The sequence below is a fragment of the Luteibacter sp. RCC_6_2 genome, assembly GCF_041360655.1.
In the GTDB taxonomy this organism is placed as follows: Bacteria; Pseudomonadota; Gammaproteobacteria; order Xanthomonadales; family Rhodanobacteraceae; genus Luteibacter.
Window position 1 is genome coordinate 32,520 of sequence record NZ_JBFUPQ010000009.1, and the last position, 21,884, is coordinate 54,403.

Genomic DNA, 21,884 nt, shown 5'->3' on the forward strand with positions numbered 1-21,884 from the left:
ACGGACGAAGCGACGGCGAACCAGGTCACCCCGTGGGGATTCCGTGGCTCTGCAAGCTCCCTACGCCGGTATTAACCGGGTCAGGTTCCAAGGGACTCTCTCAGCCCGGCATTCGCCGGGCACCCCCGCTTCTAGAACGCCTATTGAACCACGAAACGTCAGGCGATGCCGCGAATGGCCGTGAGCAGGGCCTGTCCGTGCAGGCCGGAGAACCAGGCGGCGTGACCACGCAGGAAGGTGTGGTAGGCCACGTCGGCGTGGTCGCGGCGACGGGTGATGCCCTCGAAATACTCCACCTCGGACAGGGCGAAATCCAGGTGGACGATGGGCAGGAGGTTCGCCAGGATGTGGAGTTGGGCCGTGTCCAATGGCCTGACGGAGCGGTACCCCTCGACGATGGCCAGTGCGAGGTCGTGACGGGCGATATCGCCTCGCTCGATGTCGAGCCACGCGATCGCGTTGCGCTCGATGGCGGTCGCGAGGTCGAACAAAGCGAAGGTCACGGCCGACAAGCCGAAATCCAGCACATCGGTGATGTCCGCACCGTCGTCCAACCCACTCCAGCAGAGGTTGGAAACATGCCAGTCCCCGTGTGTCCAGAGAGGCGGCTGCGTCGCCAATACGGAAGCCACCCGGGCGTGCCACGGCGCGATCGCCGCGCCGATCTCTCCCCGCCAGTCGCGATCGCCGAGATAAGCGGCCAGCGCGGGTCGTCCGTGCAACTGTGATGCGATCACCGCGAGCGGGTCCGGCGAGGCAACGATCTCCGCGCGCGCGATAAGAATATGCGTGCCGCGCTGCGGCGCGTGGAAGTCCTCCGCCGCGGCATGCAGACGCGCGAGCATGGCGCCAGCGGCACGGGCGTGCCGCACACCGCCGATCGGCGACCACGAGAACGCGTCGCGGTAGGCATCCACACCGCGTGCGGGCTCGTGCAATTCGAAGACCCAATCACCCTCGATGAACACGGACTCGCCCGAACCATCGCGGAGAATGCGCGGCACAGGTATGCCGTGCGTCCGCAGGAAACCGGCGAAGCGGTGTTCCTCGGCCAGCGCTTGCGCGTCACGCACGCTCCGGTGATGCCGTTTCACGAATACCCGGCCTGATGATGTCGTCGCCAGCGCAGCCGCGGAGAGCGGCCGGGGGCTACGCCAGTCGATGGAGAGCAATGAGCCGAGCGCCGGTACGCGGGCCACGACGTCGGCGACCTCGTCCACCGTCAATGGCGGCCAGTCGGGCTCGAGGTGGTCACCGGCAAGGCCGTGGGCGAGATGCGCGTCATCGATCATTGCCACAGTGTAGCGATGTCTCAACGGCGCAGCCCGCAGATGTCTATCGATGTATCAATCCTCGGTTCGGGGACAGAAAGACAGGATAACGACAGGCATTTCGTTTGTCTGCACGGGGATCAGCTCGAAACGAACGGTGTAATCGCCTTCGGCCAAGTCAAACAGCTTCGAATCGGCAATGCTGGCGACCTCGACTTCGTTGATGCTGCTCACTCGGAGCGGAACCTCACATGAGCGTATCGCTAATTCGTTACGCTCCGGCAAGCTCGACCCGATGACTATTCGTACCTCGTGGTCATCATCCTCGTCCGTAGCAAACGAAACGCTTTCGGGTCGCCAAGCGTATCCTACCTCAACGTCACGATCGGTCCAGTCATTGAATGGGTTTTCCAGATCGGGAGAGAAGACCGCGATCTGGGAGTACGAAACATTGATTACGAACGAAGTATTCATTGATTTAAGTCAACCTTAATACGGATCTGCGTCCCGTCTGGTAAGCCGCGACACATGTTACCAACACACGCGCCAGCGGCTCGATTGTCTCGAAGATTGATCGCCTGAACGCTCGCACCTCGCCCCCCTTCCTTGAACATCGCAGGCGGATACTCGTCAAGTTCCTTCCCAGTAACCTTTGCGTACCCCCCCGTTGCTGCCCTACGGTTAGCAGTTGCGCCAACGCGGTTAATCGTCAACACATCAGGATATCCTTTGGCAATGGCTGCAGCAGCGTGTTGCGCAGCTTCGCCATGCTGCGACAGCGTAAGCACCACCTCCTTTGCTACGTCCCCTGCAATTTTCTCCGGTTTCGACGCAGGCATGAACAAGGTCAGGACGCCCAGCTTCGCATCCTGGATTTCCGCTCCCCAAAGACGGTTCGAGGTCAAGGGATTGAAGTTATCTGAGCGAGCCAACGCGATGGGGTCGCCAATCGTGTGCCCAATGATGGCTCCCAGCGGGTTGTCCCTGAAAAAATTGTATTGCGTCGGTCCGACCGTACATCCTTCCGCGACACACGATTGCCTACCGTCTGGATCGATATTGAGGATGGGATTGTTTGCGGCATATAAGTAGCGCCCGAACCCGATGGTGTCCCCATCGCCAACGGCTACAGGATCCGTGCTCAAGAACCGCGCAATCAATGGGTCGTAGTAACGAGCCTGCATATAGATCAGGCCGGAATCCGAGTCGGCCATATGCGCGGCAAATCCCGGTCCAGCCTCAGAAATACCAGAGGCCACCTCCCCGAACGGGCGATAATCTGAGCGAGCGATTACGTTTCCGCTACCGTCAGCTTTTGCTAACACCGTGCCTTGGGGATCCGAGTAATAGTACGTAACTGCTTCCGTCGCGTCGGACGATGCTGCATGGCCGATAAGAGCCAGCAAGCCAACGAATAGCCTGATAGCGAGTCCATGCAGTGCGGGCCAACGTGTCGATGGCAATTCCATGAATAGCTCCCTAATCACTGCCATACACTCCAATCGGAACAACCACTCGAGTTACATGCACGAACGCGATGCTTACTGTAGAACTCCGGTTCTAGCAGAGGCGCGGAGTCGGCATCATACGAGAGAGCCATCCCGCGGTTGGTGATCGTGCCGTTCGGCCAGCTACTCGTATTCTGGAACGCATCATTCGATTCATACCAGGTCGCATTCGACACTGCGCCCCATTGGATGGTCAGGCGAATGTACTTGCCCGACGCCCTCATCGTGCTGCTCACTGATGGAATACCGGGAATGAGGGCTACCACCACCGCCGCGACATTGCTCCAGCCCGAACACCCCCCGCCGTTACAGGCCTGTACTTGATATGCATAGGCCGCGCCACCGCGGCCGCCAGTCGACCAGGACGTGCCCGTCGTTTGACTGACCAGCGTCCAACCGCCGCCATTTACCTGCTCCTGCAAGTTATAACTAGTCGCGGCCGCGACGGCAGACCAGTTCAGGCCGTAGCTACCTGTATTGCTCGAACCCGGGCCACTGAGTACCGGCGCGGAATTCGGCGGCAGCGTGACCTGAGTATCGCCAAAGGCCGAGCTTACGGCGCTCGCGCCACTATCGTTCTTTGCTGCCACGCGGAAGCGGTACGCGCCCGATGACGGCGGCATGAACGGGACGCTGGTCGCCGAGCCCGACCAGATCGCCTCCGCCGCGGAGCCATTGAGTTCACGATACAGGTCATACGAGGTCGCCGTGGGGCTAGCCGCCCACGACACGGTAAATGCACCATTGGCCGAACGCGGAACACTCACTGAGGTGGGCGCAGTGGGAGGAAGAAGGACCATGGTAGATGCGAGAGCACCAAAGTTTCCGCAACTCGTGACACAAGCCGCGACTTGATAGGCATATGTGCCGTTCGCTTTACCGGACGTGCTCCACGACGTGCCCGTGACCGTAGCCACGGTCTGCCACGCGCCACCATTCACCCGTTCCTGCAACCGATAAGTCGAGGCGCCAGCGACTGCAGTCCAAGTTACGGCGTAAGCACCGTTATTGCTACTGGCTGGCGCCGAGGCATTCGGTACCCTCGTCGAGGGTGGCACCTTCAAGTCGCTATTCACCGAGAGTTGGACGTTGTCGGCACCAACCGGCGAGATACCATAGGTGCGAATACTCATGTTCGCGTACGTCAACCGCTGCTCATCCGTCAGAGGGATGCTGAAGCGATAATTGGAACCCGTGGTATGGCATTGCTCCGCGATGTCCGTACCGCTCGCCAAGCTGGCCTTACCGGATGTGACGAACGTCGCTTTTCCGCTTGTATCAAACACGTATACATGCACGTCAAGGGACTGGGGCAGACCATCCGAGCATGTCCAGCCTGTGAGAACGGCATCATCGCCGGTAGTGATGCCGTCCAGCCATCCGATGACACGCGACATCGGGCTGCGCGTGCTCGCAATGAGCTTGCCACCCAGGTACAGATAATCGGTACCGTCAGTCGTCGCTGCGTCGAACTCAAACAGCAGCTTGCCGCTGTTACCGTAAGCGTAGTATGTAGTCGCCCCGCCCGCCATCTTGCGCACGCGCCGGCCACTCGCGTCATAAAGGTACGATGCCGAACCGTCGTACTGAGCTAACCGATCCGCCAGATCAAACCGCAACGTCTTTCCATCACGAATGATCATGTTGCCACGGTCATCATATGTGAAGACATGCATGCTCACGCCGTCGGTGTCGACTGACGTGAGTTGGTTCAATCCATTGTAGTGGTAAACATCCGTCGCCTCCCCCCGGGTCACCTGGACGACATTGTTGATGCCATCGTAGGCGTACTTCTCAATACCCCAAAGTCCCGGCGCATCCGCTTCGAGGAGGCGGTTTACTTCGTCATACGAGAATACCTTGGTACGCTGTCCAAGCACGTCGTCCTGGCGGATGATGTTACCCGCGTCGTCATACGAATAGCGCTGACTCACGACAATGTTCGCAGCAGTTCCGTATGAATAGCCGCCCAATAGCCCGCGTATATTCACATCCGCAGTGTAGGCTGCACCGTTCGCCATCGTGTAGCCGGCCACGACGCCATTGGGCAAGTAAATGACGCCACCCACATACGCTCCCACTTGGGTAGGTCGCCCGAGCGAGTCAGGCTGATACGCCACGATCTTCCCGTCAGGATAGACGGTGCTCGCGAGGTTGCCGTTGAAATCATAGGTATACTGCAGCGGCCAGCTGTGCCCATCGACACTGAGTTGCTCGGTCGTCATCAAGCCACGATTGTTGTAACCGTATACCCACTGGACTTCGCCGTTGGTCGAGCTCTGCAGCTTTCCAGTCAAGTCATAGCTAAAGGTCGCTGTCGCCGTACCCGAACTTGACGGGTAAATGACAGAAGTCAGCCGGCCCATCTCATCGTAGCCGTTCACCGTTCGTCCCACAGAACCTATCTGATCGTAGGCACAACCAGAAGCCGACGCGAGGTTGCCGCGATAGTTCCATGCCACGTTACCGCCCACATCGTAGGCGATCACGTTATGGCCGCTCTCAGGATCAACTGTACGGCAGAGGCGGTGGTTGACGTCGTAGAACAGCAGCCTGGTCACACCACCCTGACTGATGCTGTTGGGTGCCCCTAAAATATCGCGGTCGATAGTCTGCACGATCGACTCTGGAGCCTCTACCCGTACTGGGGCTTCGTACGACGGGTCGCCGAACATCTGGTACGTTGTAACGGTGGCCTTGCCGTTGAGTCCACGCTGGAGCACGCGTGCGCCACTCAAGTAGGTGGTCGACGTCGTAATTAACTTGGCGACGTTGGACTCGGAAGGACGTGAGGTGCCAGTGGGCCTTCCGATTCCATCATAGCTAGTGGAGATTCCCGCGCAAGCCGCCACTGGGCTATTTCCGCACACGTCACCCCATACACGATCCCCCGCGACTCGATCTGATTCGAAGGTCTTTTGACCCCTCCAGTCGTAGTCTGTACGCATCGTGGTTCTTATAGAGCCGTCGACACCGCCAGACATGGAGAGCACTGGCCGGAGCATGGCGTCGTAAGCCGTGTATTCCATCGCACTACCTTGTTGCACCGTGCGCACCCAGTGACTTCCGGCCAAACCGTGGTCATCTGGGGCAATCCAATACGACACCGTCCGGTCGTTCCACGCACCACTCGACTCGACCGGATATGTGGTGCCTGACAAACGCCCAGCGGCGTCGTAACGGTACTGGGTGCGTGCACCCAACTGATCGGTGATGGCCGTGATCTGGCTAAGATCATCCACATCGATGATTACTGGGTGCGTGCCCGTCTTGTCATCCGGATATATCACTCGTCCAGGGACACCGAGTCGATACGAAGATAACTGAGTGGCGTGGCCTGAAGCATCTGTGAAGCTAGCAAGCTGTCCGGAGCCATCGAAAGCGTATGACATGACAAGGCGGCCGAACGTGTAGCGCTGCGACAGCAGAGCGCGGTTGTCGTAGACGTTTCGGCTGATTTCCTGCGGCGTCGGCAATGCGTTTTCGACGATACTGGCAGGCAGGCCGATCACCCAATTGACTTTATCGTTTAAGTGATTGTTGTCCACCAGGGATTCGCGCTGTGTCCCAGTCGACACCGATGCCACGCGGACGGGCTGCGCGAACTCGTCAAAAGATCGCACATCGGTCGAAAAGGTGTCGCCATCCTGCTGGATATCGCGGTGTTGCAGCGGGGTAAGGCGAGTCATCCTGTCAGTGTTCAAGACAGCCATGACCATATTGCCGATCGCCGAGGGATAAGGCCCCGCTGTCGATGGGGCATACGTATTGTTGACGCGGCGAAGCACGATGCCATCCTTCAATTCGGATGTCTGTTTCTCCTGTCCTTCCGTCTCGCCCCATGCATTGCTATAGACATGCGTGATGCTGCCGCCGTCGGGCAAGGTCTCGGTAACCGTCTTTGTGGCGCAAGCGCTGTTCGTACAATCACCGCGCCAGCTGGCGTTCGCCGGTCCATAGTCATACGACCACCCTTGGCTCACACCAGTACCAGATTGCGTGCGCCGGACAAGCGATTGCGTGTAGAATTCAGCCGGAATCCATGTATCGAACGGAACTCCGTTGGCATTCTTGTAGCAAGTGAGTGGCACATTGGCTCGGCCATGCTTCGTCAGAGTGAGATCGAAATCGCCTCGGAGGCCGGTAGGCCCTGTTAGATTCGCCGTAAAGTGCTGGCCCCAGATGTCGGCATGAACATGCTCGCCGCCAGTCCCTATGACGCACGTAGAGATGCCAGGCTGACGGGCCCCTACCTTGGCCAGCGCAAGGCCGGAAAAATCGATGCTCCATGTCGAACCGTCGGGGTTGGTGACGGAGGTTAGGTAAGTATCCGTGCGGAATGACGAGATCACCCGCTGCTGATAACCGAACGTCCAGCGGCGTGAAGCTGCCGAACCGGGCGCGAGGATGACGGCGGCAATGGTGGCTCCGTCGCCACTCCACTCCACGGAAAGAGCTCGCCCATCGCTGGCCTGCATGCCAGTGAGTCGGTCACCGCTGTACGAGTAGTTGATGTAATTGCCGAAGCGATCCTCTATGCGGGAAACCAGCATGGCGGCTTGGTACACCGTCATGCTGAACGGCTTGGGGCCATCGAGGTCCTTGGTGATGCCCTTGCCCGTGTCGCTGAATGCGAGCACATTAAAATAATATCGTGTACCGTCCGGCGAAACGGCCAGGTAGCCTTCGCCTGTTGTATTGGCCGCAGGGATACAGGAAATTTGCCAGTGATCGGTGGTCACGTCGATATACGAGCCTGCGAGGCTATTTCCATTCGGGTCCGTGGGCGCAAGCCCGTTCACCGTGTTTCGTCGCAACACCTCGTGTACGCCGCCTGCCTGATCGACGAGGCGCAGGCCACCCCACCAGTCATCATTGTCGAAAGCGATGTACCTGCTCGCCGGCTGAGGCGCAAAGGCTTGGCTGCAGCGGTCATCGTTCAGCGCGAATGCATCACCACCCTGCCATGACTTGCCTGGGGTGGCGGTCATAATACGTGGCAGCGCAAGGCCCCAATCGGCAAAACCCCTCGGCCGGTATATCGAAGGCTCAGAGAGCTCCCCGACCTTATATTCGCGGCCAAGAGCCATGGGAAGGCCAGTGCCCTTCTGGAATACATCCGTGTAGAAGAATGAGAGTTCGCCGGTGTAAAGACTGAGGCGTTCTCCGAATGGCGATTCGCCAAGAGGCTGCACCGAATCGTCGACGCGGATGAGGTTCTTGAACTCCTCCTCCGGCGTCTGCGCGAGGGCGGCACGGAAAACGAAGAGGCCGAGTGCCAGAAATGCAACCTGGGCCACATATCCCAAGCAAGCCTTAACTCGCCGGCCTATCGGCAACGGCTCCTGCAATACATCCATCTGCGCCAAACCCCCTTTGCTCGGACTGCGTTTGATGGCGCATGGCACAGGGTGCGGAACCACGAAGGGTGCGCACAATCGTCCATGAACTCGCCGTGTCGGCCGCGCATCATACGCGGTCGACACGACATTTCAAGTTCTTGCGATAGCACCGATCAGCTAGCGATGTCTCAACGGCGCAGCCCGCGAATCATCCCCTCGGCCGTCCACGCGCCGAGGCAGCCGCCGGCGATGCGCGTCGTGCGTTCCTGGTCATGGGTACGGCCGAGGTATTCGCAAAGTTCGCCGAAGCTGGCTCCGGTGAGGGCCAGGTCGAGGCATGCGGACTCGTCCGCCGTCATGCTGGCGAACTGGGGCGACAGGCCGTTGCGCCACACGCGCGCACCGACACCCTGCTCCACGGCGACGGGCGCCGGAGGGGGTATGCCGTCGGCGATCGCGCGCCAGATGGCGACGGCGTTGCTTCGCATGGGGCGGAAACGCAAGGTCGGCACGAAGTCGATCTCCACGCGATCCCAATCGTCGGCGGCAAGATCGCCTACTCCGATGGTCTCGGCGTCCGGACCCGAGAACGCGCGGCGAAGATGCCAGTCCAGCCATGCAAGCTCGGCGACTTCGTCGTCCGCGGGATAGGCTCGTTCGAGGAACGGGATGAACGATTCGCCATACGCGTCCAGTGTCCACGACGAAGGCACGTGCCGTTCGACGTAGCGCGATGCCATCGCATCGAAGACATCGTCGCCCAGCCAGAGCGCGGTCTTCTCGTAGGAATCGCGCAGGCACGCCACGAGCTGGCTTCGGTAGTTGTTGGCGTGGACCGCCATGCCACGGGGATCGACATCCTCTGGAACGGTGCGCGAGAACAGCGCGGAGGCGAAAGTGCGTTGGCGTTCGCGCAAGTTCATGCGACGCGCTGGCGGGCGTTATCGGCGAGTTCGCGTGCGTGAGCGACCTCTGCCAGCAGTTCGGGAAGCGGCGGAATGCTGTCGTCTCGCTCGATCATCACGGCGACGTCGCCGAGCCGCTCGATGAAACGCGTATACAAAGCCCATACAGGATCGGGCACGGGTGCGTCATGCGTGTCCACGAGCATGTCGCGCCCCTGGCTGTGGCCGGCGAGGTGTACCTGGCGCACGCGATCCAGCGGAAGACGTTCGAGCCAGTCGTCTGGATCGAAACCGTGATTCGTCGCGCTCACGTAGATGTTGTTCACGTCCAGGAGAAGGAAACAACCGGTACGATCGCAGAGTTCGCGGAGGAAGGAAGCCTCGCCCATGGACGTCTCGGGAAAGTCGAGATAGGTCGACGGATTCTCGAGGACCAGGGCACGCCCCAATGCATCTTGAACGGCATGGACGTTGGCGGCGACCAGGTCGAGGGCTTCGCCGGTATAGGGCAATGGAAGCAGGTCGTGCGAGTTGTGGCCGTCGATACCCGTCCAGCACAGATGGTCCGAGACCCATAGCGGTTCGACACGATCCGCCAGTCGACGCAGGCGGCGCAGATAGGGGATGTCGACGCCGTCGGACGAACCGATGTTCATCGACACGCCATGCAGGGCGACGGGATAGCCCTCGCGAACGCGCATCAGCACGTCGAGCGGCTTGCCACCGTCGACCATGAAATTTTCCGAGATCACCTCGAGAAAATCGACCGGCTGTGGCGTCTCCAGGAAATCGGTGTAGTGCGGAATGCGCAAGCCGAGTCCGAATCCATGGAACGGGATCGGCGATGGATGGGACATGACACGCTCCGCGAACGAGATACCCGGCCGCCGAAGCGGCCGGGCGATGATTCCAGGAACCTTACTTGGCCGGCGGCGTGGTGCTGCCGCCCTGCGCCGTGCACTCCTGCACGGACACGGCCTTGAAGCCCTGGCCCTTGCAATCGTTCTGGCCCTTGCACTCGTGGTTGCCCGACTTGCAATCGGACGTACCCTTGCAGCTGTTGATGCCGTAGCAATGTACCGTCTTGCCGGCGGCCTGTTCGGCGGCGTGGGCCGGCGCCGAGATCGCGGCGGCCGATACGGCGAGGATGGCGGCGGCAGCGGCGATGCTGTGGGTGGCGGTATGCATGGTCGTTCTCCGTACGGAAAGGAATGCCGGGATGGCATGGACGAATTCGCCGCACCGGTACATCCGGTTACAGCTGGATACCCTTTTTTTCAGCGGATGCCAAGGGCACGGTCGACAGAAAGACGACCACCGCCGCGGGCGACGAGATACAGCTGGATCGCCGCCCAGGACAAATGGGTCGGCCAGGCGTCCGGATAGACGAATATCTCGATCACCGTGGTCATCCCCAGGAGGACGAACGCGGAAAGACGGGTGGCCAGGCCCAGCACGAGCAGGATCGGCACGAAGGTCTCGATGCCCGCCGACAGGTGCGCCGCGATCTCCGGCGGAATCAGCGGGATCTTATATTCGCTGCGGAACAGCTCGTACGTACCCTCGGTGATGGTGAGCAAGCCTTCCACCTTCGTGCGGCCCGACTGGAAGAAGACCGCCGCGATGGACAGCCTCGCGACGAGGGCGAGGATGTCGTGTCCGACCCATCGTTCGATGCGGTCGACAAGTGCGTTCCAGCGCGCTCGCAGTGATCGGCGCGCGGTGACGGTGATGGTGGTCGAAGCCATGGCAAGTCCTCAGGAATGGGTGAAAGCGCCGGACCGCAACAGCCCGGAGAAAGTGAGTTCGATGGATGCGTCCGGATGCGTCCCGGCCACGACGGCGGCGGCCTCACCCAGCGAGGCGCCCCGCCGGCATGCCTCCAGCAGCGTGAGTTCGGCGGGTGATGCGGGAAGCACGCTGACGTCGCCGGCCACGCGCACGACGATCGCGCATTCGGACCGCCAGGCCAGCGCACCGTCGACCGCGACACCCTCCCTGCTCGGCCGCCAGATCGACAGCACGGGGAAAGGCGACGCCAGCCATCGCGTCGCCGGGTGGACCCGCAGGTGCACGGCTTCCCATGCTGAAGGTGCCAGTCCCACGAGATGGTCGACGTCGAGCGGCTCCGCGTCCGCGGCATCGAGGCTTTCGTTCCAGAGCCTGTCCAGGCGGGCCACGTCTGCCAGATAAGGCAACGCCGCCGCCGGTTCGAATGATTCGAGGAAACCGGGGAACCCGTCTCCATAACGCGCCAGCCGCACATCGCGTGGCGGTGACCGCGTGACATGGATCGCCGCGGCGGCACGAAACCAGTCGCGCCCGACCAGGCACAGCACGGCAGGAAAATTCGTCTCCAGCGCATCGAGACAGGCACGCATCACGGTGTTGCGATAGACGGCGAAAGGAGGTTGGCTGGCGGGAACGAAGGTGGACGCTTCGTCGCGGAGCGCCTCCGCGAAGGCTGACTGGAAATCCGCCAGTGTGCTCATGCCGCCAGCCCCTGCGCCGCGAGCATCGTTCCCGCCCGCGCGCCTTCCCGGAGCAATGCATCGAACGACGGCAGGTTGCCGTCGCGCTCGATCAAGGTCGGGCGTGGTCCGCCCCGCGACAGCACGTGACGGTACAGTTCCCATACGGGCTCACCCACGGGCGCATCGTGCGAATCGATCAACAGGTTCACGGGAGAGTCCTCGTCCACGCCGTGCCCGGCGAGATGGATCTCGGTGACGGCGTGCAGCGGGAATGCTTGCAGGTAGGCAAGGGCATCGAAGCCGAGGTTGTTCGCGCTGACATGCACGTTGTTGACATCGAGCAGCAGCCCGCAGCCTGTCCGGCGAACGAGTTCGGCCAGGAAATCGGTCTCGTTCCAGTCGTGGCCATCGAGCGCGAGGTAGTGGGAAGGGTTCTCGATCGAGATGCGGCGTCCCAGCGCTTCCTGGCTGCGCAGGATGTTCGCGGCGATGCATGCCAGCGCCTCGTGGGTGCGCGGGAAAGGCAGCAGGTCGGGCATGTAGCGTCCGCCCCACGCCGACCAGGCCAGGTGCTCGGAGACGAGCACGGGCCGGACGCGATCCACGAGTCGACGCAACCGGCGCAGATGACCGGTGTCGGGCGGCGCCGCCGCCGCGAGCGAAAGCGACACGCCGTGCAACGACAGCGGGTGACGGTCGGCCACCGCATCCAGCATCGCCAGGCGTGGCCCGCCGTCGCCCATGTAATTCTCCGGGTGGACCTCGAACCACAACCCCGGCGAGACGCAGCGCAACACCTCATCGACATGCTGCGGCTTGAAACCGAGCCCGGCGGCGAGCGGCGCACGCATGACGGGTCAGCCCACCTTGGTCAGCGAACCCATGCCGTTGGGCGTCTTGATCGACGTGCACGTGCCGGCGGGGACGTTCTTCCAGGCGTTCTTCTGGTAATCGGCCTTCGCCGTGCCCGCGCAGGTCGTGCCCGGACCGGCGGCGCAGTCGTTCTGTCCCGCCTTGGCCACGCCCCAGCATTTCTCGACGGCGGGCTTCCTGGCGTCCTGGTTCCCGTCGGCGTGGGCGACACCGGCGACGAGGGCGGCAAGGGTGAGGGCAAGCGAGGCGGCGTGACGGTTCATGCGATGCTCCTTCGATAACGGACACGATGTCCGGGTCTAGGGGGAGTTCGCGTCCGACGCCCGAAGGGTTACACCGAAGTTTTTTCCTTAGCTGTAACCAAAGCGGGCCGCGCCGCGAATAACGTGACATGCACACCCGCGCGTCGCCCTGGTCCCCCGCCTTCCCGGCACCCTCCCGGCGCCGCGTCCCCTCCCGTCGAGGCTCTTGCGATGCCCCACCCAACATGGCTGAATCCTTGTCGATGGAACGCCGGGAGATGATCGCTAGCCCCGCCGAAGGGCAAGACGCGAGCGGCATGCGGGCGGCCGAGGCCGAATTGCGCGCCTGCTTCGTGGCCGGGCTGGCCGGAGACGCGGCAAGCTATCGACAGTTCCTCGACGGCCTGTCCGGACACCTGCGCGCCTACCTGCGGCGCCGTCTTCCCCGCGCCCGGGCGGACGTCGAGGACATCCTGCAGGAGACCTTGCTCGCCGTGCACAATGCACGGCACACGTATCGCACGGAGCAGCCATTGACCGCCTGGGTCCACGCGATCGCCCGTTACAAGCTGATGGATTTCTTTCGGGCCCATTCGCGACGCGAGGCCCTGCACGAGCCCTTCGACGACGACGGCGGCCTGTTCATCGCCTCGGATGTCGAACCTGCCGACGCGCGCCGCGATGTCGGGGTCCTGCTCGAGGCCCTGCCCGACCGCCACCGCCTGCCCATCGTGCTGGTGAAGCTGCAAGGCCTCTCGGTTTCCGAAGCGGCACGGCGCTGCGGCATGTCCGAGTCGGCGGTGAAGGTGGGCGTCCACCGCGGCCTGAAGGCATTGGCTGCGCGCATCCGGAGCCGGGCATGAAAACCAACGATCTCGTCACCTTGCTGGCCAGCCGGGCCCCCGCCGTCGACCGCCGGGGACCCGCCCGGCGCTTCGCGCTTGCCTGGGTAGCCGGGCTGGGAGGGGCACTGCTCCTGATGATCCTCCTGCTCGGGGTCCGTCCCGATATCGGCGAGGCGGTCCGTGTACCGACATTCTGGTTCCGGCTGGTCTACGCGAGCGCCATCGCCACGGCGGCACTATGGGTCACGTCACGACTCGCCCGGCCGGGCGTCCGCGTGGGAGGGGCCTGGGCGGTGCTGGCCACGCCCGTCGCGCTGGGCTGGGTCGCGATGGCCTGGGTGCTCGCCCATGCCGCTCCCGGCACGCACCTGCCCCTGATCCTCGGCCATACATGGCGGGTATGCCCCGTACTGATCGCCGTCCTGGCGATGCCGGCCTTCGTCGCCATGCTCTGGGCCGTGCGTGGCATGGCACCGGTACGGCCGCGGCTGGCCGGGGCGGCCGTCGGCCTGCTGGCGGGGGCCACGGGAACGGTCGCGTATTGCCTGCATTGCCCGGAAATGGCGCCCCCGTTCTGGTCCACCTGGTACCTCCTGGGCATGCTTATCCCGGCCGCCCTGGGTATCCTGGCCGGGCCGCGCGCGCTACGCTGGTAGCCCTCAATCGGGGCCCTTAATCGGCAAATTGTCCGAAACGGGCTCCAGTCGATGGCGGGCAAGCCGCTATAGCTTCAAACTAGTCGTGCCGTCGCGAAACCGGGCCAGCCCGTTTCCTACGCCACGGCACCCAGCGGCCAGTGGATGAAGTGCCTCGTCATCGCCTGGCCAGACCCGGTCCGGACGAGTGAGGCGAGGGGCATAACGTGGGCGGAACAAACAGGGATCCGTTTGCCTGGGGGCGATATGTCGCCGTCGCAGGAGCCTATGCGGCGTGTTACGAGCTGACACGCTATTTTTCGTTTTCGCATTGGACGCTGACCGCGGGACTACGTCTTGCGTGTCTGCTCATGGTGCCAAAACGCTATTGGCCCGCGCTCGCCGTCGGCGAGGCCCTCCCCATTGCCGAGATGGCCGTTCTTCATGCGTCCCTCTTCGGAACGCTATGGGCGATTCTCGCTTCCATCCCGCCGATCCTCGTCTGTATGCCAGCGGTCGCCTGGCTACGAAGCCGTACCACGTTGTTGCGTCCCGACGGGCAAATCAACATGGGCATGATCATGCTCGCAACGTTGGTCTGCGCCATGATCACTGCGACGGACAACTCACTGGTGCTTGCGACCGTAGTCATGGATGACGGCTCTCCTGCGCCGTCGCCCACTTTACCGATTTTCCTTGCCTGGGCATTGGGGTCTTATCTTGGCGCTCTTACCCTGACGCCGACCATCATCGCCTTGCGCGAACGCCTGGCCGCGCAGTCGGGTGGTGTCATCGCCTGGCGGTCGATTTGGCGCAGCCCATTGACGCGCGACGCGGTGATTATCGTGATCCCGTCACTTGCTCTGCTGATGGCCGCCGCCTCGCAAACCACCGATGGTGCCTTGCAGTGTGCGCGTATCGCCATGTCGATCCCGGTCGTTATCCTGACATGGCGGCATGGATGGCACGGCACGGCTATTGGCGGAATGCTCGCCAGCATCGCCATGGCGTCGACCTCCTTCCAGTTGCAGAATCCGGCGATGATTCAGGCCCAGGTAGTCCTTGCCTTCGTCATCTCGACGTCGCTGTTGTTCGGCATACGCGTGGCCCGCCGGATCGCGGCAACCCATCTCGAAACCATGGCAAGACCCGGGCATCGCTGAGGGTGAACTAAAGATTCCCCTGTCCCCCAGCGGCGCTCGCGTCTTTCATGCGTTCATGGACCTCGCGTCGTGCATTCGACAGGATTCTTGCACTCGCTTCCGACCATCATCATCTGTGTCGTACCGTCGGACTGGGGCGCCACGAACAACTTCACCGAGCCGTCGTCGTAAACGGTCTCACCCGTCGTGCTTGCCGGCACCGGCAGCGGCTCGTCCGGTGTGGCGAGGCGAGTGGCATCCACACCGATCGGCAAGCCGACCAGACTATATGCCGTGCGCGCGAACGCACCGCGCACCGTTCCGTTGGCGTCGTTGACCTGGATGTAGTGGGTACCGCCACGCTGGAACACGTACACGTGGTAGTTCGGGCTGCTGCTGACGTCGGTGGCATTCGGCCAGGCCTGGCCCAGCCCCGAGAGCGAGGTTTGTGCCTGGACCGCGCCCGTGCCGAGAGCGACGGAAAGGGTGATGAGTGAAGCTAGCAACGAACGGGCATGGATGCGCATGGTCGTGGTCCTCGTGGCTGGTAGGCAAGTCTGCGCCTGGAATGGCGCAGATCCTGCGACTCGACCATGGCGAATCCATGGCCGATCAGTCCACTTTCCCCCATCGATCAGGGCGCCGACGGGGCACCTGCCGAATTCGCGCATACCTCGAACGTTCCTGAATAGCCGGGGCAGCTGTTCGTTCAGGACCGGAGTCAGGTCGACTCCACGCTCTTCCGCTGCCTGCGTGAAAGCCAGGTCCAGCGAAACATCAGGGCCGCCGCACCCACGTTGACGATGGCCTCGCCCGGCCAGATGTCGCCATAGGCGAAACCACCATAGTGGCTTAGCGCCGCGATCATGCCCAGGGAATTGACGCTGCCACCGCAAGCGACCAGGGCGCAGTTGATCCGCACCGCACGAGACATCGAACGCTCGGTAAGCAACCAGAATCCGCACAGCGACATAATCGCGCTGCAGCAGAGGTTGACGATCATCAGGTCGAGATTCATTTGCCTTCCCCTCCCGCGATGCGATCGATGACACGGTTCGCCAGCGACTCCCCGCGGTTGTCGATCAACCGCTGTGCGATGACGGCGAGCTTGAGTCCGAAACAGCCGACCAGGAACGACACGCCCGCCTGGATCTCCGCCGGGGAGTCGGGCATGAATCGCCGTTCGAGCGCCGGGGCGAGGAAGATCGCCATCAACGCGCCACAAACCACCTGGACCAGGGCTCGACGGCGGGACTCCTCGTTGCTGAGTGCCACGGGAAGGATCGCCCCACCCACGGCGGCGAGGAGTAACCAGAAACGAGTAAGCAAGACGGGGTCCATGACGTTCTCCTAGGGCGAGGTGGAAGGACCGGACAGGGTGCCGGTCCAGGTCGTGGCGTTCTTCATCGACATGGAAAGGGAGACCTGCTTCGCACCCGGCGTCGCGACGAGGTCGCCCGGATACAGGCGGGTGCAGAAGTCACCGCCATTCGTCGACGGTTTGAAGCGGTAGCGCGTCGCCGTTCCTTCCCTGACAAGGAGACTGGCGGCGATACGGCAGTTGTAGGGCTCGTCGAAGTGCAGGTTCACACCCGCCGCGTCGAACTGCGCATCCACGGCCACCACGCTCTTCGTGCTCGAAGTGAGCACGCCACGCCATGTGCCATTGATGGGTACGGATTGTTGTGCCGACGCCATCGTTGCCGAGAACGAGACAAGCAGCATGGTAGCCAGAAGGGCAAACCGGTTTGAACGATTCATGCGATACCTCCGATCATGGATGGAAGAAAAAGGCGGCGGCGATGGCCGCCGATACGACAGCGAAGACGACGGCGGCCAGGACGGCCCTGCCACCGCGGCGGTCGGCGCAGGGCACCACGACGGCCAACAGGGCCGCTTCCCATGGCGCGGGCACGTACAGGCGGGTCAGGCGCTTCATGATCCATTCCCCGCCATGGCCACCGACGGAAGATCGACGAACCGTCCATCGACCTCGACGCATGGCTGCCACGCATCGGCCGAACGGTAGGCAATGCGAACATGGTGCATGCCGGTCCGCGATAGCCAACGAAACCGGCGCTTGCCTATCTCGATGACAAGCCGGGGTTTCGACGACCCGCGCTCTTGCCTAAGCAGGAACCGCCCCTCGAACTCGATCGACATCACCGCGATGTGTGGCCTGCGCTTGTCGCGGAACATCCGCAGCGGAATGACCACCGGCTCCAGCGCGGCATCCGCCTCCGGCGAAACAGGAACCCATGCGTGCAGCGCGTGCGTCTCGTCGTCATGGCGCAACGCCTGGCGGCGCGCCTCCAGCGATTCGGCGGCGGCGCATACCGCCTCGCGTAAACCGTAAAGCAAGGTGTCGAATCCGCAACTGGCCATGGGCGTCTCCTAGGGTTCCTGTAGCCAGCCGGGCTTGCGTGGGAAGCCGACGTGATAGCAAAGCCATTGCAGGACCACCTGGTGCTCGCCGATCTGCAGGATCGTGAAGCTCTTCTCGATGCCGACGATGGAGCCGCGTGGCGATTCGGTGAGGCAGCGGTTCAACAACGTGCGCGCTTCCTCCACCTGCGCCTCCGAGCGCATCTGGTTCGGATTGTCGCTACCGACGACCACGCGCTTGATGAACTTCACATCGGTGAGATCGAACATGGGTGGACTCCGTGAATCGCGGCGCCGACCAGGGCGCCGCGAAGGGTGACGCACGCGGAAGGGGCGTGCTTACTTCGGCGGCGCGCTCGCATCGGTGACGGCCACCGCCGGACCGATCTTGCGGGGCGCGCAAGCGGTCTGCAGGATGTCCATCACGCGGGCCAGGCCTTCGGGCATGCCCTTGTCCTCGGCATGGACGGCGACGTGGTACTTCGCCGAGTTGTCCGACGTGCGCGTGTTTTCCTTGTGCGTGGCGACGGAACCGGCCACGTGGACCTTGGCCGAGAAGATGCCCCAGCCGATCGACATGTCGGCCGCGAACTCGGCCTTCTTGTCTTCGGATTCCTTCTGGCTGAAGGACGACTTCACTTCCATGTCGAACGTGATGTCGACGTTGGTGATGCTGAGGTTGGGCACTTTCACGATCGCCAGCAACGGCACTTCGAGTTCGACTTCCTCCTCGAAGATGCCGGTACCCGTCGGGTTGTCGACCGGCCGCTTGAACTTGAACGATGCCGTGCGCGTGCCGCCGACACCGTTGGGATCGTTCGCGGCGGCAGGCGGCAGGAAGCCGATCACCTTGATGAAATCGGCGGTGGCCTGGGCAAGCTTCACTTGTGCTTCGCAAGCCGCGCTCAGTGGGGCCCCGATGAGGTCCCCCATCGGCAGGCCCTTGAACTGGCTGGACATGTTGACGAGTTCGTCAGCCATGGCGTTACTCCTTTACGAGTTGGCATGACGCGGCACGCCGGATGCGCGCCACGGTTCGTGACGGACGACCGCTCAGTCGCCGGGCTTGAACGTCTGGAAGACCCCCTGGGTCTGTGCGAGATGATTCATCAGTCGTGCCGCGCCATCGGTGGGCTCGCTTCCCTCCACGCGCAGTACGACGTGGACGGCCCCGGCCTTGCGATCGCTCGCACCCACCGCCGTGTCCACGCGCACATAGGGCTTAGGCGGCCTCGGCCTCACTCGCCATCCGCGTGTTTCAGCGGGGGCGTCGGGCGCATCGGCCGGAGGCGCCGCGTCTTCGATCAGGCTGCCCAGGTCCGCGTCGAAGCGGATCTCCACGTCCTTGATGCGCAACACGTTGGTGGATACCAGGGGAAGGATCGGTGCGCGATACAGGTCCTCGTCGCCCTCGCCCGCGCCCGGCTGCAGCGATGGCATGCGGATGACGACGCTCTTGGGGCGGTTGTCTTCGTCGAAGTAGTCGCTCAGGTGCGACATCTGGTGTTGCTCGATACGATCCTGGGCATCGATGACCGCGCCGGCGAGTGCTTCGATGAGATCGTTGAGGGACGTCTGCGTGGCCATGCGTCACACACTCCCCGCCGTCGGCGGTGTCAGGTCGGGAAAGGAAGCGACGCGGTTCAGCCAGCCCTTGAGGAACTTGCCGAGCGCGGGGCGTTTCTGCACGAGCGCGCGGTAGTAACCCGCCCTGCCCTGCTTGAAGCGCGCATAGACCACATAGGCATCGGTTGCGTCGAGGGCGGCGAGCGTGCCCGCCCCGATCGCGCCATCCACGACCAGCGGCGGATGGGCGCCGAGGTCGTTGAGCACGCGCTGCAGGAGCTTCGCCGACTGCGAACCGGCATTCACCTGGAAGTCGAACACGATCTCGGCCAGCGGTTGCAGGGCGATCCTGTCGCCGCGGATCGCGTCCCAATAAAGCGCCTTGTAGATCACGCCGGCTTGCTGATCGGTCAGGCCGCGTAGCGCATCCAGCGAGGGCGCGATGCCGAGAAGGCGCTGCGCGCACTGGCTGAAGGTGGCGATCGTGATGCCCTTGTTCGTGGCACCGCCGGGATCGGCCGGATCGTTGACATAACCGCCCTCGTGCTTGAGCAGGGTCGGCAGGAAGCTGTTGAAGTCGGCCATCGGCGTGTTCTCCGGTACGACGCGGCATGGCGTCGGCGGGAACCACTATCGGTTTGGCGCGGCACGCGGGACATCGGGAAAACGCTGATTCGAGACCTTCAAGAAGACTGATTCCGCGTTCGCGAAAAATCAGCATCCGCCCGATGCCGTCGTCGCCGGCGACGACGGCAGGCTGTCGTGCCGGCACGAGCCGGTGCCAACGAGACATGCCATGAGCGATAAACTGATCGACGTCTACATGGGCTTCATGGACGAGGAGGTGAACACCGTCCTGAATGGATTGCTGGAGGTCGAATTGCGCAAGGAGGCGGGCAAGCGGCGTCCCATCGTGCTGATCGAACGCGGCCTCGTCGATCCACGGGGCCCGCTGCTGGAATGGCCGCTGGAACGTTATGCGGCCCCCATACGAAACATCGCACACGCGCACGTGGGTGCGGAAGATACGGACCCCCGCGCCGAACCGGACGCACGCATCGAGAGCATCCTCGCCCGCGCCATCTCGGTGTTCCTGGCCAGCGACGAGGAAGGGGAGGCACGACTGCGTGAGGCGAACCGTCGCGTCATCCGGATGATCGACGTGCATGAACTGCAGTCGCTACGCAGCAAGGCGAAGCTGAAGGTGCCCCTGGATGGCGCCGGCCCGCAGCTCTCGGTGGTACGGTTCGAACTGGGCGAAGCGTCGTCGGAAGAGCCGCCCATCGTCGTGTTCCGCGCACCCGAGATGGGCTTGCAGCCGAGCCTCATGGCTCCCTACATCATCTTCCTCCTGAAGATGATCTCCGCGCTTTCGAGCGAACTGGCCCATCGTGCGGGCGATACGCATGAATGGCCGCTGCGCGTGAGCTGCTTCGGCGCCCAGGGTGGCGCGTCCGCCAGCGGTCGGCCAGGTTCGCTCTCTCCCATCTGCGCCAGCCTCTACGTCGGCCTCGAGTACGCGGATGGCGAAGCGTCTCCCTCCATCGCCTTGTGCTCGCAGGGCGGGGTCTATCACTTCGCGCCGAAGGCCGGACTCGACCTGCCACCCATGCCCGGCGACGACACGCTGGCCCAATGGTTCGTCGATCATCACGCGCACCTCGTGATCGAACAGGTCGATGTGGATGAGCGTTACCGGCGCAAGGAAGAAGCGGGCCTGACGCGCGGCGTCGCTCTCGACAGCGCCATCGCCGAGCTGGTGGGACGGTATGCCAGGGACGCGGCCAAGCCCGAAGTCAGCGGCACCTCGTCGTGGTTCATCGGCGAGGACCAGAAGCGCGCGTTCGCGGCGGTGGGAGTCACCGGCTGCAACATGGAGGATTACTGGGTCTTGCGAGCCTTGCGCGACATCGTGCTCCACCGCGGCGCCGTGGAACCCGGCGAACGTGGCATGGAGCCTGTCCTGGCAAAAGGGTTCGTCACGCGCGTCAACGCCGACCCGCTCGTGATCGAGCCAGCCGTCGTCGAGGCCTTCCAGCGCGACCTGCGGCAAAAGCGGCTCACCCGCGCGGACTACGTCGATCTCCTGCGCTGGGGCTTGCTTGGCCTGCCGCTGGAAGGCGATGGACAGCGCGGCATGCCCGCGGTGGCCGAGTGGCGGTTCGTCTCCGACCCGGTGTTCGACGAGCCGGGGCGCAAGACTTTCGCGAGGCACCTCTATGGCTTCCTCGTTCACGGCCGTGAGGACGTCGTGGTACCCGATCCGTTCTTCATCGAGATCGCGACCGACTTGCTCAAGGATTGCGCCCGCCTCCCCGCCAGCAAGGCCGACGTCTTCATCGAGGCTCCCGCGCAGGATCGCCTCGACGAGATCGGACAGGCCGCGCGTCACGCCCTCCACGCCTGGCGTGACGCAGGCCAGGTGCCCGGCGAGGCCGTAACCCTGGCGTTGCGTCGGTTCGTCGACACCCTGGCGGACCGCGCCGGTTTCGGCCTGGATACCGAGGGGATGAAGATCTGGCTGCGCCCGGGCAAATGGAAAGGCATCCGCCACGGCACGCTACAGGACGCACGCGGCGAAGTGTTCGGCCATGCCGCCGTCGACCGCGCCTTCTACAAAGCCTCGAACCTGGTCGCGTTGCGGGAGAACACGCGGCACGCCTTGCGCAAGTGACATCGAAGGCCGCCGTCTGCGA

At 63.1% G+C, this 21,884-nt stretch carries 25 protein-coding genes and 1 riboswitch; of the genes, 4 read left to right on the forward strand and 21 right to left on the reverse strand.

Features of this window, described 5'->3' with window-relative positions:
- Window positions 1-40: 40 nt before the first annotated feature.
- Window positions 41-137: riboswitch (TPP riboswitch) on the reverse strand.
- A gap of 21 nt (window positions 138-158) precedes the next feature.
- The 11 genes from AB6730_RS11425 to AB6730_RS11475 form a co-directional block, all read right to left on the reverse strand.
- Window positions 159-1,292: a phosphotransferase enzyme family protein gene (locus AB6730_RS11425; protein WP_371023734.1), complete on the reverse strand. Its 1,134-nt coding sequence runs from the start codon at window positions 1,290-1,292 to the stop codon at window positions 159-161.
- 54 nt (window positions 1,293-1,346) lie between these two features.
- Complete coding sequence (gene comJ / locus AB6730_RS11430) at window positions 1,347-1,745, reverse strand: competence protein ComJ (protein WP_371023735.1); 399 nt, start codon at window positions 1,743-1,745, stop codon at window positions 1,347-1,349.
- Window positions 1,742-2,740 carry an RHS repeat-associated core domain-containing protein gene (locus AB6730_RS11435; RefSeq protein ID WP_371023736.1) on the reverse strand — a complete coding sequence of 333 codons (999 nt, stop codon included), beginning with the start codon at window positions 2,738-2,740 and terminating at the stop codon, window positions 1,742-1,744. The genes comJ and AB6730_RS11435 overlap by 4 nt, the downstream gene beginning before the upstream one ends.
- Window positions 2,741-2,754: 14 nt before the next feature.
- Window positions 2,755-8,139, reverse strand: a complete 5,385-nt coding sequence (locus AB6730_RS11440) for a hypothetical protein (protein ID WP_371023737.1) — start codon at window positions 8,137-8,139, stop codon at window positions 2,755-2,757.
- A 170-nt stretch (window positions 8,140-8,309) separates the two neighbouring features.
- Window positions 8,310-9,044, reverse strand: a complete 735-nt coding sequence (locus tag AB6730_RS11445) for a putative DNA-binding domain-containing protein (protein WP_371023738.1) — start codon at window positions 9,042-9,044, stop codon at window positions 8,310-8,312.
- Complete coding sequence (locus tag AB6730_RS11450; protein WP_371023739.1) at window positions 9,041-9,883, reverse strand: DUF692 domain-containing protein; 843 nt, start codon at window positions 9,881-9,883, stop codon at window positions 9,041-9,043. The genes AB6730_RS11445 and AB6730_RS11450 overlap by 4 nt, the downstream gene beginning before the upstream one ends.
- A 61-nt stretch (window positions 9,884-9,944) precedes the next feature.
- Entirely contained in the window at window positions 9,945-10,214 is a 270-nt protein-coding gene (locus AB6730_RS11455) for a hypothetical protein (protein WP_371023740.1), read from the reverse strand.
- Window positions 10,215-10,303: 89 nt separating this feature from the next.
- Window positions 10,304-10,774 (reverse strand): DoxX family protein, encoded by a 471-nt coding sequence (locus AB6730_RS11460; protein WP_371023741.1) that lies wholly within the window; start codon window positions 10,772-10,774, stop codon window positions 10,304-10,306.
- Window positions 10,775-10,783: 9 nt separating this feature from the next.
- Window positions 10,784-11,518 carry a putative DNA-binding domain-containing protein gene (locus AB6730_RS11465; protein ID WP_371023742.1) on the reverse strand — a complete coding sequence of 245 codons (735 nt, stop codon included), beginning with the start codon at window positions 11,516-11,518 and terminating at the stop codon, window positions 10,784-10,786.
- Window positions 11,515-12,351, reverse strand: coding sequence for a DUF692 domain-containing protein (locus AB6730_RS11470; protein ID WP_371023743.1), 837 nt, complete (start codon window positions 12,349-12,351; stop codon window positions 11,515-11,517). Before AB6730_RS11470 ends, AB6730_RS11465 begins: the two co-directional genes overlap by 4 nt.
- A gap of 6 nt (window positions 12,352-12,357) precedes the next feature.
- Window positions 12,358-12,636 carry a DUF2282 domain-containing protein gene (locus tag AB6730_RS11475; RefSeq protein ID WP_371023744.1) on the reverse strand — a complete coding sequence of 93 codons (279 nt, stop codon included), beginning with the start codon at window positions 12,634-12,636 and terminating at the stop codon, window positions 12,358-12,360.
- 257 nt (window positions 12,637-12,893) lie between these two features.
- On the opposite strand from AB6730_RS11475, the gene AB6730_RS11480 reads away from it, so the two are divergent.
- The 3 genes from AB6730_RS11480 to AB6730_RS11490 all read left to right on the forward strand — a co-directional run bounded on the left by AB6730_RS11480 (window position 12,894) and on the right by AB6730_RS11490 (window position 15,258).
- The gene (locus AB6730_RS11480) at window positions 12,894-13,478 is read left to right on the forward strand and encodes a sigma-70 family RNA polymerase sigma factor (RefSeq protein ID WP_371023745.1); all 585 of its coding nucleotides are present in this window, start codon (window positions 12,894-12,896) and stop codon (window positions 13,476-13,478) included.
- Window positions 13,475-14,116 carry an NrsF family protein gene (locus AB6730_RS11485; RefSeq protein ID WP_371023746.1) on the forward strand — a complete coding sequence of 214 codons (642 nt, stop codon included), beginning with the start codon at window positions 13,475-13,477 and terminating at the stop codon, window positions 14,114-14,116. Before AB6730_RS11480 ends, AB6730_RS11485 begins: the two co-directional genes overlap by 4 nt.
- Before the next feature lie 206 nt (window positions 14,117-14,322).
- Window positions 14,323-15,258, forward strand: coding sequence for an MASE1 domain-containing protein (locus AB6730_RS11490; protein ID WP_371023747.1), 936 nt, complete (start codon window positions 14,323-14,325; stop codon window positions 15,256-15,258).
- A gap of 53 nt (window positions 15,259-15,311) precedes the next feature.
- Here the strand turns inward: AB6730_RS11490 and AB6730_RS11495 are convergent, their stop codons facing one another.
- The 10 genes from AB6730_RS11495 to AB6730_RS11540 all read right to left on the reverse strand — a co-directional run bounded on the left by AB6730_RS11495 (window position 15,312) and on the right by AB6730_RS11540 (window position 19,773).
- Window positions 15,312-15,764: a hypothetical protein gene (locus tag AB6730_RS11495; RefSeq protein ID WP_371023748.1), complete on the reverse strand. Its 453-nt coding sequence runs from the start codon at window positions 15,762-15,764 to the stop codon at window positions 15,312-15,314.
- Between the two features lie 194 nt (window positions 15,765-15,958).
- The gene (locus AB6730_RS11500; RefSeq protein WP_371023749.1) at window positions 15,959-16,255 is read right to left on the reverse strand and encodes a hypothetical protein; all 297 of its coding nucleotides are present in this window, start codon (window positions 16,253-16,255) and stop codon (window positions 15,959-15,961) included.
- Window positions 16,252-16,578 carry a hypothetical protein gene (locus tag AB6730_RS11505; RefSeq protein ID WP_371023750.1) on the reverse strand — a complete coding sequence of 109 codons (327 nt, stop codon included), beginning with the start codon at window positions 16,576-16,578 and terminating at the stop codon, window positions 16,252-16,254. Before AB6730_RS11505 ends, AB6730_RS11500 begins: the two co-directional genes overlap by 4 nt.
- A gap of 9 nt (window positions 16,579-16,587) precedes the next feature.
- On the reverse strand, window positions 16,588-16,998 hold the full coding sequence (locus tag AB6730_RS11510) for a hypothetical protein (RefSeq protein ID WP_371023751.1): 411 nt from the start codon (window positions 16,996-16,998) through the stop codon (window positions 16,588-16,590).
- Between the two features lie 13 nt (window positions 16,999-17,011).
- The gene (locus AB6730_RS11515; protein WP_371023752.1) at window positions 17,012-17,176 is read right to left on the reverse strand and encodes a hypothetical protein; all 165 of its coding nucleotides are present in this window, start codon (window positions 17,174-17,176) and stop codon (window positions 17,012-17,014) included.
- Entirely contained in the window at window positions 17,173-17,622 is a 450-nt protein-coding gene (locus AB6730_RS11520; protein WP_371023753.1) for a hypothetical protein, read from the reverse strand. Before AB6730_RS11520 ends, AB6730_RS11515 begins: the two co-directional genes overlap by 4 nt.
- Before the next feature lie 9 nt (window positions 17,623-17,631).
- Window positions 17,632-17,892 carry a hypothetical protein gene (locus tag AB6730_RS11525; RefSeq protein ID WP_306851118.1) on the reverse strand — a complete coding sequence of 87 codons (261 nt, stop codon included), beginning with the start codon at window positions 17,890-17,892 and terminating at the stop codon, window positions 17,632-17,634.
- A gap of 69 nt (window positions 17,893-17,961) precedes the next feature.
- Window positions 17,962-18,603: a DUF2589 domain-containing protein gene (locus tag AB6730_RS11530; protein WP_371023754.1), complete on the reverse strand. Its 642-nt coding sequence runs from the start codon at window positions 18,601-18,603 to the stop codon at window positions 17,962-17,964.
- 72 nt (window positions 18,604-18,675) lie between these two features.
- Entirely contained in the window at window positions 18,676-19,209 is a 534-nt protein-coding gene (locus tag AB6730_RS11535) for a DUF2589 domain-containing protein (protein ID WP_371023755.1), read from the reverse strand.
- Window positions 19,210-19,212: 3 nt separating this feature from the next.
- A complete protein-coding gene (locus AB6730_RS11540) occupies window positions 19,213-19,773 on the reverse strand; it encodes a glycoside hydrolase family 108 protein (RefSeq protein WP_371023756.1) in 561 nt (186 codons plus the stop codon).
- A gap of 211 nt (window positions 19,774-19,984) precedes the next feature.
- Here AB6730_RS11540 and AB6730_RS11545 point away from each other — a divergent pair, with 211 nt between their 5' ends.
- On the forward strand, window positions 19,985-21,862 hold the full coding sequence (locus AB6730_RS11545) for a hypothetical protein (protein ID WP_371023757.1): 1,878 nt from the start codon (window positions 19,985-19,987) through the stop codon (window positions 21,860-21,862).
- Window positions 21,863-21,884: the final 22 nt, after the last annotated feature.

Excerpts from the sequence above, each read along its gene's own strand:
- AB6730_RS11450 (WP_371023739.1), bottom strand. The coding sequence starts at position 9,883 with ATGTCCCATCCATCGCCGATCCCGTTCCATGGATTCGGACTCGGCTTG.
- comJ (WP_371023735.1), bottom strand. The coding sequence starts at position 1,745 with ATGAATACTTCGTTCGTAATCAATGTTTCGTACTCCCAGATCGCGGTC.
- AB6730_RS11540 (WP_371023756.1), bottom strand. The coding sequence starts at position 19,773 with ATGGCCGACTTCAACAGCTTCCTGCCGACCCTGCTCAAGCACGAGGGC.
- AB6730_RS11500 (WP_371023749.1), bottom strand. The coding sequence starts at position 16,255 with ATGAATCTCGACCTGATGATCGTCAACCTCTGCTGCAGCGCGATTATG.
- AB6730_RS11505 (WP_371023750.1), bottom strand. The coding sequence starts at position 16,578 with ATGGACCCCGTCTTGCTTACTCGTTTCTGGTTACTCCTCGCCGCCGTG.
- AB6730_RS11435 (WP_371023736.1), bottom strand. The coding sequence starts at position 2,740 with ATGGAATTGCCATCGACACGTTGGCCCGCACTGCATGGACTCGCTATC.
- AB6730_RS11485 (WP_371023746.1), top strand. The coding sequence starts at position 13,475 with ATGAAAACCAACGATCTCGTCACCTTGCTGGCCAGCCGGGCCCCCGCC.
- AB6730_RS11425 (WP_371023734.1), bottom strand. The coding sequence starts at position 1,292 with ATGATCGATGACGCGCATCTCGCCCACGGCCTTGCCGGTGACCACCTC.
- AB6730_RS11525 (WP_306851118.1), bottom strand. The coding sequence starts at position 17,892 with ATGTTCGATCTCACCGATGTGAAGTTCATCAAGCGCGTGGTCGTCGGT.
- AB6730_RS11510 (WP_371023751.1), bottom strand. The coding sequence starts at position 16,998 with ATGAATCGTTCAAACCGGTTTGCCCTTCTGGCTACCATGCTGCTTGTC.
- AB6730_RS11460 (WP_371023741.1), bottom strand. The coding sequence starts at position 10,774 with ATGGCTTCGACCACCATCACCGTCACCGCGCGCCGATCACTGCGAGCG.
- AB6730_RS11455 (WP_371023740.1), bottom strand. The coding sequence starts at position 10,214 with ATGCATACCGCCACCCACAGCATCGCCGCTGCCGCCGCCATCCTCGCC.
- AB6730_RS11440 (WP_371023737.1), bottom strand. The coding sequence starts at position 8,139 with ATGGATGTATTGCAGGAGCCGTTGCCGATAGGCCGGCGAGTTAAGGCT.
- AB6730_RS11475 (WP_371023744.1), bottom strand. The coding sequence starts at position 12,636 with ATGAACCGTCACGCCGCCTCGCTTGCCCTCACCCTTGCCGCCCTCGTC.
- AB6730_RS11515 (WP_371023752.1), bottom strand. The coding sequence starts at position 17,176 with ATGAAGCGCCTGACCCGCCTGTACGTGCCCGCGCCATGGGAAGCGGCC.
- AB6730_RS11480 (WP_371023745.1), top strand. The coding sequence starts at position 12,894 with ATGATCGCTAGCCCCGCCGAAGGGCAAGACGCGAGCGGCATGCGGGCG.
- AB6730_RS11530 (WP_371023754.1), bottom strand. The coding sequence starts at position 18,603 with ATGGCTGACGAACTCGTCAACATGTCCAGCCAGTTCAAGGGCCTGCCG.
- AB6730_RS11465 (WP_371023742.1), bottom strand. The coding sequence starts at position 11,518 with ATGAGCACACTGGCGGATTTCCAGTCAGCCTTCGCGGAGGCGCTCCGC.
- AB6730_RS11445 (WP_371023738.1), bottom strand. The coding sequence starts at position 9,044 with ATGAACTTGCGCGAACGCCAACGCACTTTCGCCTCCGCGCTGTTCTCG.
- AB6730_RS11535 (WP_371023755.1), bottom strand. The coding sequence starts at position 19,209 with ATGGCCACGCAGACGTCCCTCAACGATCTCATCGAAGCACTCGCCGGC.
- AB6730_RS11520 (WP_371023753.1), bottom strand. The coding sequence starts at position 17,622 with ATGGCCAGTTGCGGATTCGACACCTTGCTTTACGGTTTACGCGAGGCG.
- AB6730_RS11545 (WP_371023757.1), top strand. The coding sequence starts at position 19,985 with ATGAGCGATAAACTGATCGACGTCTACATGGGCTTCATGGACGAGGAG.
- AB6730_RS11470 (WP_371023743.1), bottom strand. The coding sequence starts at position 12,351 with ATGCGTGCGCCGCTCGCCGCCGGGCTCGGTTTCAAGCCGCAGCATGTC.
- AB6730_RS11495 (WP_371023748.1), bottom strand. The coding sequence starts at position 15,764 with ATGCGCATCCATGCCCGTTCGTTGCTAGCTTCACTCATCACCCTTTCC.